The following is a 15,023-nucleotide window of genomic DNA, read 5'->3' as shown; positions in this document are numbered from 1 at the left end:
AGATTAATATTAACTTCTCTTTCAACAAGTTAGTGGTTTTCTGAAAGGAAATCCCCCGTTTCGCCTGGCTTACATTGCTCACAAGGTGGGTTGTAAGACGAAGCAGAATAGCGGATTCTATCTGTGTCGACAGGATGCCGACACGAGAAACGAACATCAGGATGATGGCGTTTCTTACCAGGAACACGTCAGGATGACGCCGCAGGAAGGCTTCAGGATGAAGCAAAGTGGATCACGCAGGACGCGTAAGGGACACCTCCAGGAAGGAGAACGAGAGCCGGTCAGGATGGTCGGTGGGTCAGGATGGCCAGGACGTTTCAGGATGAAACCTACACATCAGGACGATGTGAGCAGGAAGCAAAAGGTAAAGGGATGACCAGGCCTTCGGGCATCAGGAAAAGTTGTCACGGATGAGCAGGGAGCACGTATTGTAGCTGGAATGCTGCGAAACGAACCGGGAGCACTGTTTTTACAGTGCTCCCTTTTTTTATTTCTGTCGTCCGCAATGCTATGCTTCGCGCCATTCCGTTTTTCAGTTGAGGTATATATGTCGCATCATGACAACGTTCGTGCGCAGTTGCACGCCATCGAAGCCCTTATGCGCCAGCATCAGCTGTGGCAGGATAACGCGCCGCAGCCAGACGCGTTCGCCAGCACCCAACCGTTTTGTCTGGATACGCTGGCCCCGTTCGAGTGGCTCCAGTGGGTCTTAATTCCGCGTATGCACGCGCTGCTGGAAGGTGGTCACGCGTTGCCCGCGTCTTTTGCCGTCTCTCCCTATTACGAAATGGCGCTGGAAGCGACCCACCCGGCGCGTGCCATGATGCTGGTGGAGCTGGAAAAGCTCGATGCGCTTTTCGCCGGTGACGATGCATGACGCTTGAGATCCTTTATCAGGATGAGTGGTTAGTGGCGGTGAATAAACCGTCCGGCTGGCTGGTGCACCGTAGCTGGCTCGATCGCGATGAGAAAGTCGTGGTCATGCAAACCGTGCGCGATCAGATCGGTCAGCACGTCTTTACTGCCCATCGTCTGGATCGGCCAACCTCTGGCGTTCTGCTGATGGGGCTTTCCAGTGAGGCGGGTCGACTGCTTTCGCAGCAGTTTGAGCACCACCAGATGCAAAAGCGCTACCACGCCATCGTGCGTGGCTGGCTGACGGATTCCGCCACGCTTGATTATCCGCTGGTGGAGGAACTGGATAAAATCGCCGATAAATTTGCCCGCGAAGATAAAGGCCCGCAGCCTGCGGTGACCGACTATCGCGGTATGGCGACCACAGAACTGCCGGTGGCGACCAGCAAATTTCCGACCACGCGATACAGTCTGGTTGAGCTTTTGCCCAAAACCGGGCGCAAGCACCAGCTTCGCCGCCACCTTGCACATCTGCGCCACCCGATTATCGGCGACAGCAAGCACGGCGATCTGCGCCAGAACCGCAGCGCGGCCGAGCACTTTGGCTGTAACCGGCTGATGCTGCACGCCAGCGAGCTACGCCTGGCGCACCCGTTTACCGGCGAACCGCTGACTATTCGCGCGGGGCTGGACGAGGTCTGGATGCAGGCGCTGTCACAGTTTGGCTGGCTGGGACAACTCCCCGAAAATGAAAGGGTTGAGTTTGCCGCAGTCAACGTTCAGGATGAACAGCAAGCGCAATAATTACGGGAGCAAAGCATGGCTGAAGTAGGCATTTTTGTCGGCACGATGTACGGCAACTCGCTGCTGGTGGCGGAGGAAGCGGAAGCAATCCTTGTAAACCAGGGCCATAAAGCAACGGTCTATGAAGATCCGGAGCTGGCGGACTGGGAAAAGTATAAAGATAAATACATCCTGGTGGTGACCTCCACCACCGGGCAGGGCGATCTGCCGGACAGCATCGTCCCGCTTTTCCAGGGCATTAAAGACCAGCTCGGCTATCAGCCAGATGTTCACTATGGCATCATCGCCCTCGGCGATAGCTCTTACGCTAATTTCTGCGGTGGCGGTAAACAGTTCGACGCGCTGTTGCAGGAACAGAGCGCTCAGCGCGTCGGAGAGATGTTGCTGATTGATGCGGGTGAACACCCTGAGCCAGAAAGCGAGTCAAACCCGTGGGTCGAGCACTGGGCAACGCTGCTTAAATAACCCTGCGCTATACCAATGCCAGGCCGGGTCAGGCGTAGCCGCCACCCGGCATTACACCCCGCCCCAAACGCCATTTCCGTGAACCACCTTCCACTCCTCTGGGCTTATGCCCTAAACAACCTCCCTCACGCCCTTCAATACTGTGTTTTTGCACGGTGAGGTGAAGAGGCACTCCTTCATATACTTTTCCCGTCACTATAAAACGGCTTCTGGCCGTACCAAAACCAAACACAAATCTCTCATTCTGATTACCCTACAGGTGCTGTACAGAATGAACCAGGCGAAAGCTATGTTTCAGGAGTGCAACAATGAGTACATTAAGCCACGCGGCGAGCAGCGCTGAGAAGCGCACCAACGCCCGCTACTGGATAGTGGTGATGTTGTTTATCGTCACCTCTTTCAACTACGGCGACCGTGCCACGTTATCCATTGCCGGCTCTGAGATGGCAAAGGACATCGGACTTGATCCGGTAGGTATGGGTTATGTTTTCTCCGCATTTTCATGGGCCTACGTAATCGGCCAAATCCCTGGCGGCTGGCTGCTGGACCGCTTTGGTTCAAAACGGGTCTATTTCTGGTCCATTTTCATCTGGTCGATGTTTACCCTGTTACAGGGCTTCGTGGATATCTTCAGCGGCTTCGGCATTATCATTGCGCTCTTTACCCTCCGCTTCCTGGTGGGCTTAGCGGAAGCGCCATCATTCCCTGGCAACAGCCGTATTGTGGCCGCCTGGTTCCCGGCGCAGGAGAGGGGAACGGCGGTAGCCATCTTTAACTCGGCGCAATACTTTGCGACGGTTATTTTCGCGCCAATCATGGGCTGGCTGACGCACGAAGTGGGCTGGTCGCACGTCTTCTTCTTCATGGGCGGGCTGGGGATCGTCATCAGCTTCATCTGGCTGAAAGTGATCCACGAACCAAACCAGCATCCGGGCGTGAACAAGAAAGAGCTGGACTACATTGCTGAAGGTGGGGCGCTGATCAACATGGATCAGAAAACCCAGAAAGCTAAAGTTCCGTTCAGCCAGAAATGGGGGCAGATCAAACAGCTCGTCGGCTCACGAATGATGATCGGTATCTATCTCGGCCAGTACTGCATTAACGCCTTAACCTACTTCTTTATCACCTGGTTCCCGGTTTACCTGGTGCAGGCACGCGGGATGTCGATTCTGAAGGCGGGGTTTGTCGCCTCCGTGCCGGCCATCTGCGGCTTCGTGGGTGGGGTGCTTGGCGGGGTCATCTCCGACTGGCTGATGCGTCGTACCGGTTCGCTGAATATTGCGCGTAAAACGCCAATCGTACTCGGCATGCTGCTCTCCATGACCATGGTGTTCTGTAACTACGTCAGCGCGGAGTGGATGATTATCGGCTTTATGGCGATGGCCTTCTTCGGTAAAGGCATTGGCGCACTGGGCTGGGCGGTGATGGCAGATACCGCGCCGAAAGAGATCAGCGGCCTGAGCGGCGGTCTGTTCAACATGTTTGGCAACATTTCCGGCATTGTCACCCCAATCGCTATCGGTTACATCGTCGGCACCACTGGCTCCTTCAACGGCGCGCTGATTTATGTAGGCGTCCATGCGCTGGTGGCGGTACTCAGTTATCTGGTGCTGGTGGGTGACATCAAACGAATCGAACTGAAACCTGTTGGGGAGCGCGGATGATGACAATGCAATCAAGCCCGATCGTGACGGAGATGAAGGTCATTCCGGTGGCGGGGCAGGACAGCATGCTGCTCAACATTGGTGGCGCGCATAACGCCTGGTTCACCCGCAACATTGTGGTGCTGACCGACAGCGCAGGGAATACCGGCGTCGGGGAAGCGCCTGGCGGAGAGGTGATTTACCAGACGCTGGTCGACGCCATCCCGCAGGTGGTTGGGCAGGAGGTCGCCCGCCTGAACAAGGTGGTTCAGCGGGTGCATAAGGGTAACCAGTCGGCGGATTTTGATACCTTCGGCAAAGGCGCCTGGACGTTTGAACTGCGCGTTAACGCGGTGGCGGCGCTGGAGGCGGCCCTCCTCGATTTACTGGGCAAGGCGCTGAACGTGCCGGTCTGCGAACTGCTGGGGCCAGGCAAACAGCGTAATGCGGTAACGGTGCTGGGCTATCTGTTCTACGTTGGCGACCGGACGAAAACCGATCTGCCGTATCTGGAACGCTCGCCGGGCAGCCACGAGTGGTATCACCTGCGTCATCAGGAGGCGCTCTCTGGCGAGGCGGTGGTACGCCTTGCAGAGGCGGCGCAGGATCGCTACGGCTTCAAAGACTTCAAGCTGAAAGGCGGCGTTCTGCCCGGCGAGCAGGAGATTGACAGCGTGCGCGCGTTGAAAAAACGCTTCCCGGAGGCACGCATCACCGTCGATCCGAACGGCGCCTGGCTGCTGGATGAAGCTATCGCGCTGTGCAAAGGGCTGGGCGACGTGCTGACCTACGCGGAAGATCCGTGCGGCGCCGAGCAGGGATTTTCTGGCCGCGAGGTGATGGCCGAATTCCGCCGCGCTACCGGGCTGCCGGTTGCGACCAACATGATCGCCACCAACTGGCGTGAAATGGGCCATGCGGTGATGCTGAATGCGGTGGACATACCGCTGGCGGACCCGCACTTCTGGACCCTTTCCGGCGCGGTGCGCGTGGCGCAGCTGTGCGATGACTGGGGGCTCACCTGGGGCTGCCACTCCAATAACCATTTCGACATTTCGCTGGCGATGTTTACCCACGTTGGCGCGGCGGCGCCGGGCAACCCGACCGCCATCGATACGCACTGGATCTGGCAGGAAGGCGAAGCGCGCCTGACCAAAAATCCACTTGAAATCAAAAACGGCACAATTGCCGTACCGGATGCGCCGGGGCTGGGCGTGGAGCTTGACTGGGATCAGATCCACAAGGCGCATGAAGCGTATAAAAAACTGCCGGGCGGCGCGCGCAACGACGCAGGCCCGATGCAGTACCTTATCCCCGGCTGGACATTTGACCGTAAGCGCCCTGTATTTGGACGTCACTGATAAAAGGATCGAACGATGAGCACATTTTCTACCCCTGTAGTCACCTCCATGCAGATCATTCCTGTCGCGGGACATGACAGCATGCTGATGAACCTGAGCGGCGCCCATGCGCCGTTCTTCACCCGTAATATTGTGGTGATCAAGGACAACTCAGGGCATACCGGTGTCGGTGAAATCCCGGGCGGGGAGAAGATCCGTAAAACGCTGGAGGACGCCATTCCGCTGGTGGTGGGTAAAACGCTGGGCGAGTACAAAAATGTGCTGACTCGCGTGCGTACAACCTTTGCCGATCGTGATGCGGGTGGCCGTGGTCTGCAAACGTTTGATCTGCGCACCACTATCCATGTGGTCACGGGCATTGAAGCCGCGATGCTGGATCTGCTGGGCCAGCATCTGGGCGTCAATGTCGCTTCCCTGCTGGGCGACGGCCAACAGCGCAGTGAAGTGGAGATGCTCGGCTATCTGTTCTTTATCGGCAACCGCAAACTCACCCCGCTGCCGTACCAGAGCCAGCCGGACGAAAAATGCGACTGGTATCGTGTGCGTCACGATGAAGCGATGACCCCGGACGCGGTAGTGCGCCTGGCGGAAGCCGCGTATGAAAAATATGGCTTTAATGACTTCAAGCTGAAAGGCGGTGTACTGGCGGGTGAAGAAGAAGCAGAGGCGATCGCCGCGCTGGCGAAGCGCTTCCCGCAGGCGCGCGTCACGCTGGATCCGAACGGTGCCTGGTCGCTTGATGAGGCGATAAAAATCGGTAAGCAGCTTAAAGGCGTGCTGGCCTATGCGGAAGATCCGTGCGGTGCAGAGCAGGGGTTCTCCGGACGTGAAGTGATGGCGGAGTTCCGTCGCGCCACCGGGCTGCCAACCGCCACCAACATGATCGCGACCGACTGGCGTCAGATGGGGCACACGCTCTCGCTGCAATCGGTGGACATTCCGCTGGCAGACCCGCACTTCTGGACGATGCAGGGCTCGGTTCGCGTGGCGCAGATGTGCCATGAGTTCGGCCTGACCTGGGGCTCGCACTCCAACAACCACTTCGACATCTCGCTGGCGATGTTCACCCACGTGGCGGCTGCCGCGCCGGGCAACATTACCGCCATCGACACCCACTGGATCTGGCAGGAGGGCAACCAGCGCCTGACCAAACAGCCGTTTGAAATCAAAGGCGGTATGGTACAGGTTCCTGCTACGCCGGGTCTGGGCGTAGAACTGGATATGGACCAGGTCATGAAAGCGCATGAGCTGTACCAGAAACACGGCCTGGGTGCGCGTGATGACGCGCTGGCGATGCAATACCTGATCCCAGAGTGGACATTCGACAATAAACGTCCGTGCATGGTACGATAAGCACATTGGGACCGCTCCCATGAGTGGTCCCTTACGTGGTGTATGCTTAACGTAACTAACATGCGTAAGGATGGCTTATGAAAATTGTTATCGCTCCGGACTCGTATAAGGAAAGCTTGAGCGCGCTGGAGGTGGCGACAGCGATAGAGGTCGGTTTTCGCGACATTTTCCCGTCAGCGGACTATGTCAAATTACCGGTTGCCGATGGTGGCGAAGGGACGGTGGAAGCGATGGTGGCAGCCACGCATGGGCGTCTTGTCCATGTTCCCGTTACCGGGCCTTTGGGTGAACGCGTGGAAGGGTTTTTCGGGTTATCCGGAGACGGGAAAAGCGCTTTTATCGAGATGGCGGCAGCGAGCGGTCTGGAGCTTGTTGCTCCCGCAAAGCGTAACCCGTTAATCACCACCTCCTGGGGAACCGGGGAACTGATCCGTCATGCGCTGGATGCGGGCGTTAAGCATATCATTATTGGCATTGGAGGCAGCGCGACCAATGACGGTGGCGCAGGCATGGTGCAGGCGCTGGGCGTAAAACTGCTGGATGCGAAAGCGCAGCCCGTAGGGCCGGGCGGCGGCGAACTGGCAAGCCTTGCGCATATCGATCTTAGCGGGCTGGATAAGCGGCTGGCAGACTGTCGAATTGAAGTGGCCTGCGATGTGACCAACCCCCTGATCGGCGAAGCTGGCGCTTCTGCGGTATTTGGTCCGCAGAAAGGGGCGACGCCGGAGATGGTCAGGACGCTGGACAACGCGCTGGCGCATTACGCAAAAATTATCGCCCGGGATCTGGATATTGACGTCTTAAACCTGGCGGGCGGCGGTGCGGCTGGCGGAATGGGGGCGGCGCTGTATGCATTTTGCGGCGCACAGCTCCGTCAGGGGATTGAGATTGTCACCGATGCCCTGCATCTTGATGAACAGGTCGCGGACGCCGATCTGGTGATCACGGGCGAAGGGCGTATCGACAGCCAGACGATCCACGGCAAAGTGCCCGTTGGCGTGGCGAGAGTCGCGAAACGCTATAACAAGCCAGTTATCGGCATTGCCGGCAGCCTGACGGCGGATGTTGGCGTGGTGCATGAGCATGGACTGGATGCCGTATTCAGCGTGATTTACACCATCTGCTCGCTGGAGGATGCGCTGGAAAATGCGCAACAGAATGTACAGATGGCCGCAAGGAATATTGCGGCGGTGATAAAGATGGGGCAGGGGATGTCGCGTTAACGTTCGTGCTCCTGTAGGCCCGGTAAGCGAAGCGCCACCGGGCTTTGGTCTTAGCTCCCCAACACCTTCATTGCTTCCCGCGTCACGTTGTCCATCTCGTCCAGCAGCTCCAGGAACTCCGGTTCGAGATCGGATTCTGGCGTACCCGCGCGGAGCTGCTGTTCAAGCAACTGGCAGAGATTTTTCAACCGCGGTACGCCGCTGTAGCCGCAGCTGCCATGCAGTTTATGAATGGCTTCCAGCAGTCCTTCGGGGTTTTCACCCACCAGCTGTTCTTCAACCTTGTTACGGATCTCAGGCAGGAAGTCCACCAGCATTTGCAGCATATCGCGGGCCAGATCGGGTTTGCCCGCCGCCTGGCGCAGCGCCAGTTGCCAGTCAAACGTGGCATTCTGGTTAACGCTGATCTCCGGCGATTCAGCTGTAATGGTGTATGTCCCGCCAATGTGCCCCGGCTTGTAGCGCAGCAGCAGGCTGTGCAGCTTCTCTTCGTCGATCGGTTTCGCCAGATAATCGTTCATGCCCGCACCCAGCAGTTTCTCCTTTTGCCCCGCCATCGCGTGCGCCGTCACGGCAATCACCGGCGTCTGCTGCTGGTGCGGAAGCTGGCGAATCAACTCGCAGGCGCGGATGCCATCCATGCCCGGCATCTGAATATCCATCAGGATCAGGTCGAACTGCATCTGTTTGGCTTGTTCCACGGCTTCGGCGCCGCTGGTACACAGCTCAACATGCTGAACCTGATCCTCAAGCAGCACGCCAATCAGCTTCAGGTTCGCCGGGTTGTCGTCCACGGCCATCACCGTCATCGGCAGCTTATGTTCGTCGTTTTCCAGCGGCAGGGACTGATGCGTCAGACGGCAATATTCGGTCAACGCAGGTAACAGCCTTGTGGCGGTGAGGGGTTTCAGCAGACACGCCGCCGCTCCGTCGTTTTTCAGCTCTTCGGCGTTGATTTGGGCGTGGCACGGCAGCGCCAGCAGCAGGTAGTCCGTCATTGAGGCCGCCTTCGCCAGGCGTTCCTGCTGCATGGTCAGTTCTCCGGTAAACGTCACCGGAATCCCCAACAACAGGATATCGTAATGATCGTTCGCCAGCGCGGAGAAGGTCGGGCTGTAGATGACCTCCAGCGGCGTGCTGCTTAATACATCCAGCGTACACTGCGCCGCCGCGGCGTTCGGTTCCACATAGGCCAGACGCATCCCTTTCAGGCAGCCGGTGACCGGGCCGTCGGTCTGCACGTTCGGGTTAAGATCAAGGTTGATATGGAACCAGAAGGTTGAGCCCCGGTTAGGCTGGCTATGGAAGGAGATATCGCCTCCCATCTCTTTCACCAGCTTTTGGGTGATCACCAGCCCCAGGCCCGTTCCGCCGTGACGACGGGAAATGCTCGCATCGGCCTGGCGGAAAGCCTGGAACAGACGCGTCTGATCGCGCTCCGGAATACCAATGCCGGTATCCCGGATCTGCACTTCAATCTGGACTTTGTTATTACTGAGCGCCCTTTTTTCGACCAGAATGTCGATGTTGCCGCTCTCGGTGAACTTAATCGCGTTGCCCACCAGATTGGTAATGACCTGTTGCAGGCGCAGCGGGTCGCCAATGACGTTATCCGGCACATCATTTTTAATATTGAGCGTCAGTTCCAGACCCTTATCATGCGATGAGTGGGCAAGAAGCGTGACCACGTCATCCAGCGTGCTGCGCAGCGGGAAGGGAATACTCTCCAGAATCAGCTTGCCCGCTTCCAGCTTCGAGAAGTCCAGTACGTCGTTAATAATGGTCAGCAGGTTGTTGGCTGAGCGTTCAATGGTATGCAGATGGTCACGCTGGGTCGGGTTCAGCTCGCTTTTGAGCGTCAGACGGGTGAAGCCAATCACCCCGTTCAGCGGCGTGCGCAGCTCGTGCGACATGTTCGCCAGGAACTCAGACTTAATTCGTGCCGCCTCCTGCGCACGTTTTTTCGCCAGATCCAGCTCCACGTTCTGGATCTCCATCTGCTCCAGCGTTTCGCGCAGGTCAGAGGTGGCCTGGTCAACGTTGTGCTGCATCTCTTCGTGATAAGCCGCCAGCGACATCGCCATTGAGTTGATGCCATTTTTCAGCATATCCAGCTCGCCGAGCATAAAACCTTCCACGCGGCTGTCGAGCTGACCCCGGCGGATCCGGTCAACGGTATTCACCATGTTGCGGATAGGCCCCGTGACGTCGCGCATCAGTCGCCAGCCGAAGATCAGCGCGATGCCGATGCAGAACAGCATCATCACGCCGGAGATGAAAATTTCTTTGTACTGCTGGAGCCGCACCGACTTGAGATCCAGCTCCAGCGCCACATATCCCAGCATATTATTGCTGGACTTCGCATCGGACTGGGCGGATTCATCGGGTGAATAACTTTCGGAGATAATCGGCGTGCGCAGGATCATGATATCGCCGCGCCGCAACACCGTAAGATGACGCGGGAAGGGGGTACCTTCCGGGATTTTCAGCGACGTGGGGTCCAGATGGAAATTCGAGGTGACGAACAGACGGTTATGCTCATCGTAAACGGAAATGGCGCGCACGATCTCTGAATGACGGCGGTGCAGCACGCTGATTAACTGACCAATGGATTCACGGTTTTGCAGGTTCATACCGTACTCGCTGGAGACGGCCAGCGGTTCGATAATGCTGGCCCCAGCATCTTCAAGCTGTCTCTGCAAATCGTTATAGCGATGCACCACAAAGAAAATGCTCAGCAGCAAACCGATGAGAACGGTAGGAGCGAGGATCAAAATCATCATGCGCGCGCGCAGGCTGTAGTTGGTCATGGAGTTCCGTTATGGGACAATCAGGCTAATTATGTTTATTTGAGAACAATCTCGGCGATGGCGCAATTCTACTCTGCAAAACGACGCGTGACGACGCGTCAGATCATAACTGTTGAAGCCACGGACCTCGATCCTTTTGGACAGGGGGTGGCGCGTCACAAGGGTAAGACACTGTTTATCACAGGTTTGCTGCCAGGAGAACGCGCAGATATTACGCTGACGGAAGACAAACGTCAGTATGCGCGCGGTCAGGTCAAGCGCCGTCTTAATGATAGCCCGGAGCGCGTGACGCCTCGCTGCCCCCATTTTGGCGTCTGCGGTGGCTGCCAGCAACAGCATGCCAGCACAGAATTACAGCAAAAAAGTAAAAGCAGCGCGCTGGCCCGCCTGGTCGGACACGACGTGAATGACATCATTGCCGATCGGCCCTGGGGCTACCGTCGCCGCGCTCGCCTGAGCCTCAGCTACCAGCCCAAAACCGAGCGGCTGGAGATGGGTTTTCGCAAAGCCGGCTCCAGCGATATCGTCTCTGTCACGCAGTGCCCTGTTTTGGTGCCCCATCTTGAGGCGTTGCTCCCGGACGTGCACCACTGTCTTGCATCGCTGGATGGCGTGCGTTCGCTGGGCCATGTCGAACTGGTGCTGGCCAACAGTGGCCCGCTGATGGTACTGCGCCACACCGCGCCGCTGTCAAAGGCGGATCGCGAAAAACTGGAACGCTTTTCGCATTCTCATGAGCTTGCGCTTTTCCTCGCGCCGCAAAGCGAGATACTTGAGCAGGTCAGCGGAGAAGCGCCCTGGTATGCGTCAGACGGGCTACGCTTAACGTTCAGCCCGCGGGATTTTATCCAGGTCAACGACGGCGTGAACCAGCAGATGGTAGCGAACGCGCTGGCGTGGCTGGACGTAAAGCCCACCGATCGGGTGCTCGATCTGTTCTGCGGTATGGGGAACTTTACCCTGCCGCTGGCCCGCAAAGCAGCAAGCGTGGTCGGGGTGGAAGGCGTTGAGGCGCTGGTGGTGAAAGGCCATGAAAACGCCCAACAGAACGGCTTGCAAAATGTGACATTCTTTCATCAAAATCTTGAGGATGATGTTACTCAGCAACCGTGGGCTAAGCAGGGCTTTGATAAGATCCTGCTCGACCCGGCGCGCGCAGGTGCGCCGGGCGTGATGCAGCATATAATTAAACTCGCGCCTGAACGCGTGGTCTATGTTTCCTGTAACCCGGCGACGCTTGCCCGTGACAGCGAAGCATTATTGAGCGGGGGTTACCAGATTCGACGTCTGGCAATGCTGGACATGTTCCCGCACACTGGTCATCTGGAATCGATGGTGTTGTTCGAGCACATCTAATGAGTTTGGCTTGTCGACTTCGACAGGCCCTTGTCCCTAAAGGAGAGGACGATGGTTGCGGTAAGAAGTGCACATTTAAATAAAGCTGGTGAGTTTGACCCTCAAAAATGGATCGCAAGTCTGGGGATTTCCAGCCAGCAGTCGTGTGAACGCTTAACCGAAACCTGGGCCTATTGTTTACGCACAACGCAGGGGCATCCGGACGCTGAACTGCTGTTGTGGCGCGGCGTGGAGATGGTTGAAATTCTCTCCATGCTGAACATGGATATCGAAACGCTACAGGCCGCACTGCTGTTCCCCCTGGCGGACGCCGACGTGGTGACGGAAGACGTCCTGCGTGAAAGCGTCGGCCAGTCCGTCGTGGCGCTTATCCACGGCGTGCGTGACATGGCAGCCATTCGTCAGCTTAAAGCCGCGCAAACGGACTCTGTCTCTTCCGAGCAGGTGGATAACGTCCGTCGCATGCTGCTGGCGATGGTAGATGATTTCCGCTGCGTGGTTATCAAGCTGGCCGAACGGGTTGCCCATCTGCGTGAAGTGAAGGATGCGCCGGAAGACGAGCGCGTCCTGGCCGCTAAAGAGTGTACGAATATCTATGCGCCGCTGGCGAACCGTCTCGGTATCGGGCAACTGAAGTGGGAGCTGGAAGATTACTGCTTCCGCTACCTGCATCCGGCGGAATACAAACGCATTGCAAAATTGCTGCACGAACGCCGCATTGACCGCGAGCACTATATCGAGGAATTTGTCGGCGGGCTGCGCCAGTCGATGAAAGAGGAGAATGTGCGCGCCGAGGTTTACGGGCGTCCGAAGCACATCTACAGCATCTGGCGCAAAATGCAGAAGAAACACCTCGCCTTTGACGAGCTGTTTGACGTGCGCGCCGTACGTATCGTGGCGGAGCGTCTCCAGGACTGCTATGCCGCGCTGGGGATAGTGCATACTCACTTCCGCCATCTGCCGGATGAGTTCGATGACTACGTCGCCAACCCCAAACCAAACGGCTATCAGTCTATTCATACCGTGGTACTCGGCCCTGGCGGCAAAACGGTGGAAATTCAGATCCGTACCAAACAGATGCACGAAGACGCCGAGCTGGGCGTGGCGGCGCACTGGAAATACAAAGAGGGTACCTCCGGTGGCGGTCGCTCCGGTCACGAGGACCGTATCGCCTGGCTGCGTAAGCTGATTGCGTGGCAGGAAGAGATGGCCGACTCCGGCGAAATGCTCGACGAAGTGCGCAGTCAGGTCTTCGACGATCGCGTCTACGTCTTTACCCCGAAAGGGGACGTGGTTGATTTGCCGGCAGGCTCTACGCCGCTCGATTTTGCCTACCACATCCACAGCGATGTGGGACACCGTTGCATCGGGGCGAAGATCGGCGGACGTATCGTACCGTTTACCTACCAGCTCCAGATGGGCGATCAGATTGAAATCATCACCCAGAAGCAGCCAAACCCAAGCCGCGACTGGCTGAATCCGAACCTCGGTTACGTTACCACCAGCCGTGGGCGCTCTAAAATCCACGCCTGGTTCCGCAAGCAGGATCGTGACAAGAACATCCTTGCCGGTCGTCAGATCCTGGACGACGAGCTGGAACATATCGGGATAAGCCTGAAAGAGGCGGAGAAATTCCTGCTGCCGCGCTACAACTTCAACGAGCTCGACGAACTGTTAGCGGCGATTGGTGGCGGCGATATCCGCCTGAACCAGATGGTGAACTTCCTGCAAGCGCAGTTCAACAAGCCAAGCGCAGCGGAGCAGGATGCGGCAGCGCTGAAACAACTCCAGCAGAAAACCTACGCTCCGCAGCAGCGCAGTAAGGACAATGGCCGCGTGGTGGTTGAAGGGGTGGGTAACCTCATGCACCATATTGCCCGCTGCTGCCAGCCGATCCCGGGAGACGATATTGTCGGCTTTATCACCCAGGGGCGCGGGATCTCGATTCACCGCTCCGACTGCGATCAGCTTGCAGAGCTGCAATCGCATGCGCCGGAACGTATCGTGGAAGCCGTCTGGGGGGAGAGCTACTCGGCGGGTTACTCGCTGGTGGTGCGCGTCACTGCCAACGACCGCAGCGGCCTGCTGCGCGACATCACCACCATTCTCGCCAACGAGAAGGTCAACGTGCTGGGCGTTGCCAGCCGCAGCGATACCCGCGAGCAGCTTGCCACCATCGATATGACTATCGAAATCTATAACCTTCAGGTGCTGGGCCGCGTACTCGGCAAACTGAATCAGGTGCCGGATGTGATTGACGCGCGTCGTCTGCACGGCGGCTAAACATCCTCTTCTGTAGGCCGGGTAAGGCAACGCCGCCACCCGGCTCAGGCATTTAATGGAATCTGTTATGACTCAAATCGACCGCCTGCTTGGCATCATGAAACGCCTGCGCGACCCGGAAAACGGCTGCCCGTGGGATAAAGAGCAGACTTTCGCCACCATTGCGCCTTACACGCTGGAAGAGACCTACGAAGTGCTGGACGCGATTTCGCGCGAAGATTTCGACGACCTGCGCGGTGAGCTGGGCGACCTGCTGTTCCAGGTGGTGTTCTACGCGCAGATGGCGCAGGAAGAGGGGCGCTTTAACTTTGACGATATCTGCGCCGCTATCAGCGACAAGCTGGAGCGTCGTCATCCGCATATTTTTGGCGATGCCTCCGCAGGCAACAGTGCGGAAGTGCTGGCGCGCTGGGAGCAGATAAAAAGCGCCGAACGCGCTGAAAAATCCCAGCACTCGGCGCTGGACGACATTCCCCTGAACCTTCCCGCGCTGATGCGCGCGCACAAAATTCAAAAGCGCTGCTCGGCGGTAGGGTTTGACTGGAACTCTCTCGGCCCGGTGCTGGAAAAAGTGCACGAAGAGATCGACGAAGTGATGCATGAAGCGCAGCAGGCCGTTGTGGATGAAGCAAAGCTGGAAGAGGAGATGGGCGATCTGTTGTTTGCGACCGTCAACCTTTCGCGCCACCTCGGTGTAAAAGCGGAAACCGCCCTGCAAAAAGCGAACATTAAATTCGAGCGACGCTTTCGCGAAGTTGAGCGGATTGTGGCCTCGCGCGGCCTGGAAATGAGCGGGATTGACCTCGACGCGATGGAAGAAGTCTGGCAGGAAGTAAAACGCCAGGAACATGATCTCTAACGAGATTTTGC

The 15,023-nt window shown here is 57.5% G+C and carries 11 protein-coding genes; 10 read left to right on the top strand and 1 reads right to left on the bottom strand.

Annotated elements, in window-relative coordinates:
- Nucleotides 1-547: 547 nt before the first annotated feature.
- The 7 genes from L379_RS05280 (at nucleotide 548) to L379_RS05310 (ending at nucleotide 7,704) form a co-directional block, all read left to right on the top strand.
- Nucleotides 548-877 carry a YqcC family protein gene (locus tag L379_RS05280; protein ID WP_017382834.1) on the top strand — a complete coding sequence of 110 codons (330 nt, stop codon included), beginning with the start codon at nucleotides 548-550 and terminating at the stop codon, nucleotides 875-877.
- Nucleotides 874-1,659 carry a tRNA pseudouridine(65) synthase TruC gene (gene truC / locus L379_RS05285; RefSeq protein WP_032654838.1) on the top strand — a complete coding sequence of 262 codons (786 nt, stop codon included), beginning with the start codon at nucleotides 874-876 and terminating at the stop codon, nucleotides 1,657-1,659. The genes L379_RS05280 and truC overlap by 4 nt, the downstream gene beginning before the upstream one ends.
- A 15-nt stretch (nucleotides 1,660-1,674) precedes the next feature.
- Entirely contained in the window at nucleotides 1,675-2,124 is a 450-nt protein-coding gene (locus L379_RS05290; RefSeq protein WP_015571732.1) for a flavodoxin, read from the top strand.
- A 308-nt stretch (nucleotides 2,125-2,432) separates the two neighbouring features.
- Nucleotides 2,433-3,788 (top strand): galactarate/glucarate/glycerate transporter GudP, encoded by a 1,356-nt coding sequence (gudP, locus tag L379_RS05295; RefSeq protein WP_003862734.1) that lies wholly within the window; start codon nucleotides 2,433-2,435, stop codon nucleotides 3,786-3,788.
- Nucleotides 3,788-5,128 carry an enolase C-terminal domain-like protein gene (locus tag L379_RS05300; protein WP_032655694.1) on the top strand — a complete coding sequence of 447 codons (1,341 nt, stop codon included), beginning with the start codon at nucleotides 3,788-3,790 and terminating at the stop codon, nucleotides 5,126-5,128. The genes gudP and L379_RS05300 overlap by 1 nt, the downstream gene beginning before the upstream one ends.
- Nucleotides 5,129-5,143: 15 nt before the next feature.
- The gene (gene gudD / locus L379_RS05305; protein ID WP_032619132.1) at nucleotides 5,144-6,481 is read left to right on the top strand and encodes a glucarate dehydratase; all 1,338 of its coding nucleotides are present in this window, start codon (nucleotides 5,144-5,146) and stop codon (nucleotides 6,479-6,481) included.
- 77 nt (nucleotides 6,482-6,558) lie between these two features.
- Nucleotides 6,559-7,704 carry a glycerate kinase gene (locus tag L379_RS05310; protein ID WP_017382830.1) on the top strand — a complete coding sequence of 382 codons (1,146 nt, stop codon included), beginning with the start codon at nucleotides 6,559-6,561 and terminating at the stop codon, nucleotides 7,702-7,704.
- Nucleotides 7,705-7,754: 50 nt separating this feature from the next.
- On the opposite strand, the gene barA is transcribed toward L379_RS05310, so the two are convergent.
- Nucleotides 7,755-10,514, bottom strand: a complete 2,760-nt coding sequence (gene barA, locus L379_RS05315) for a two-component sensor histidine kinase BarA (RefSeq protein ID WP_017692749.1) — start codon at nucleotides 10,512-10,514, stop codon at nucleotides 7,755-7,757.
- A gap of 57 nt (nucleotides 10,515-10,571) precedes the next feature.
- Between barA and rlmD the strand changes: the two genes are divergently transcribed.
- The 3 genes from rlmD to mazG all read left to right on the top strand — a co-directional run bounded on the left by rlmD (nucleotide 10,572) and on the right by mazG (nucleotide 15,012).
- Nucleotides 10,572-11,870 (top strand): 23S rRNA (uracil(1939)-C(5))-methyltransferase RlmD, encoded by a 1,299-nt coding sequence (gene rlmD / locus L379_RS05320; RefSeq protein ID WP_032654834.1) that lies wholly within the window; start codon nucleotides 10,572-10,574, stop codon nucleotides 11,868-11,870.
- Between the two features lie 51 nt (nucleotides 11,871-11,921).
- Nucleotides 11,922-14,153 (top strand): GTP diphosphokinase, encoded by a 2,232-nt coding sequence (gene relA / locus L379_RS05325; protein WP_032654831.1) that lies wholly within the window; start codon nucleotides 11,922-11,924, stop codon nucleotides 14,151-14,153.
- Between the two features lie 67 nt (nucleotides 14,154-14,220).
- Nucleotides 14,221-15,012 (top strand): nucleoside triphosphate pyrophosphohydrolase, encoded by a 792-nt coding sequence (mazG, locus tag L379_RS05330; RefSeq protein ID WP_017382826.1) that lies wholly within the window; start codon nucleotides 14,221-14,223, stop codon nucleotides 15,010-15,012.
- Nucleotides 15,013-15,023: the final 11 nt, after the last annotated feature.

The sequence above is a fragment of the Enterobacter sp. MGH 33 genome, assembly GCF_000534535.1.
In the GTDB taxonomy this organism is placed as follows: domain Bacteria; phylum Pseudomonadota; class Gammaproteobacteria; order Enterobacterales; family Enterobacteriaceae; genus Enterobacter; species Enterobacter hormaechei_C.
This window is presented reverse-complemented; position numbering and strand designations above follow the sequence as displayed.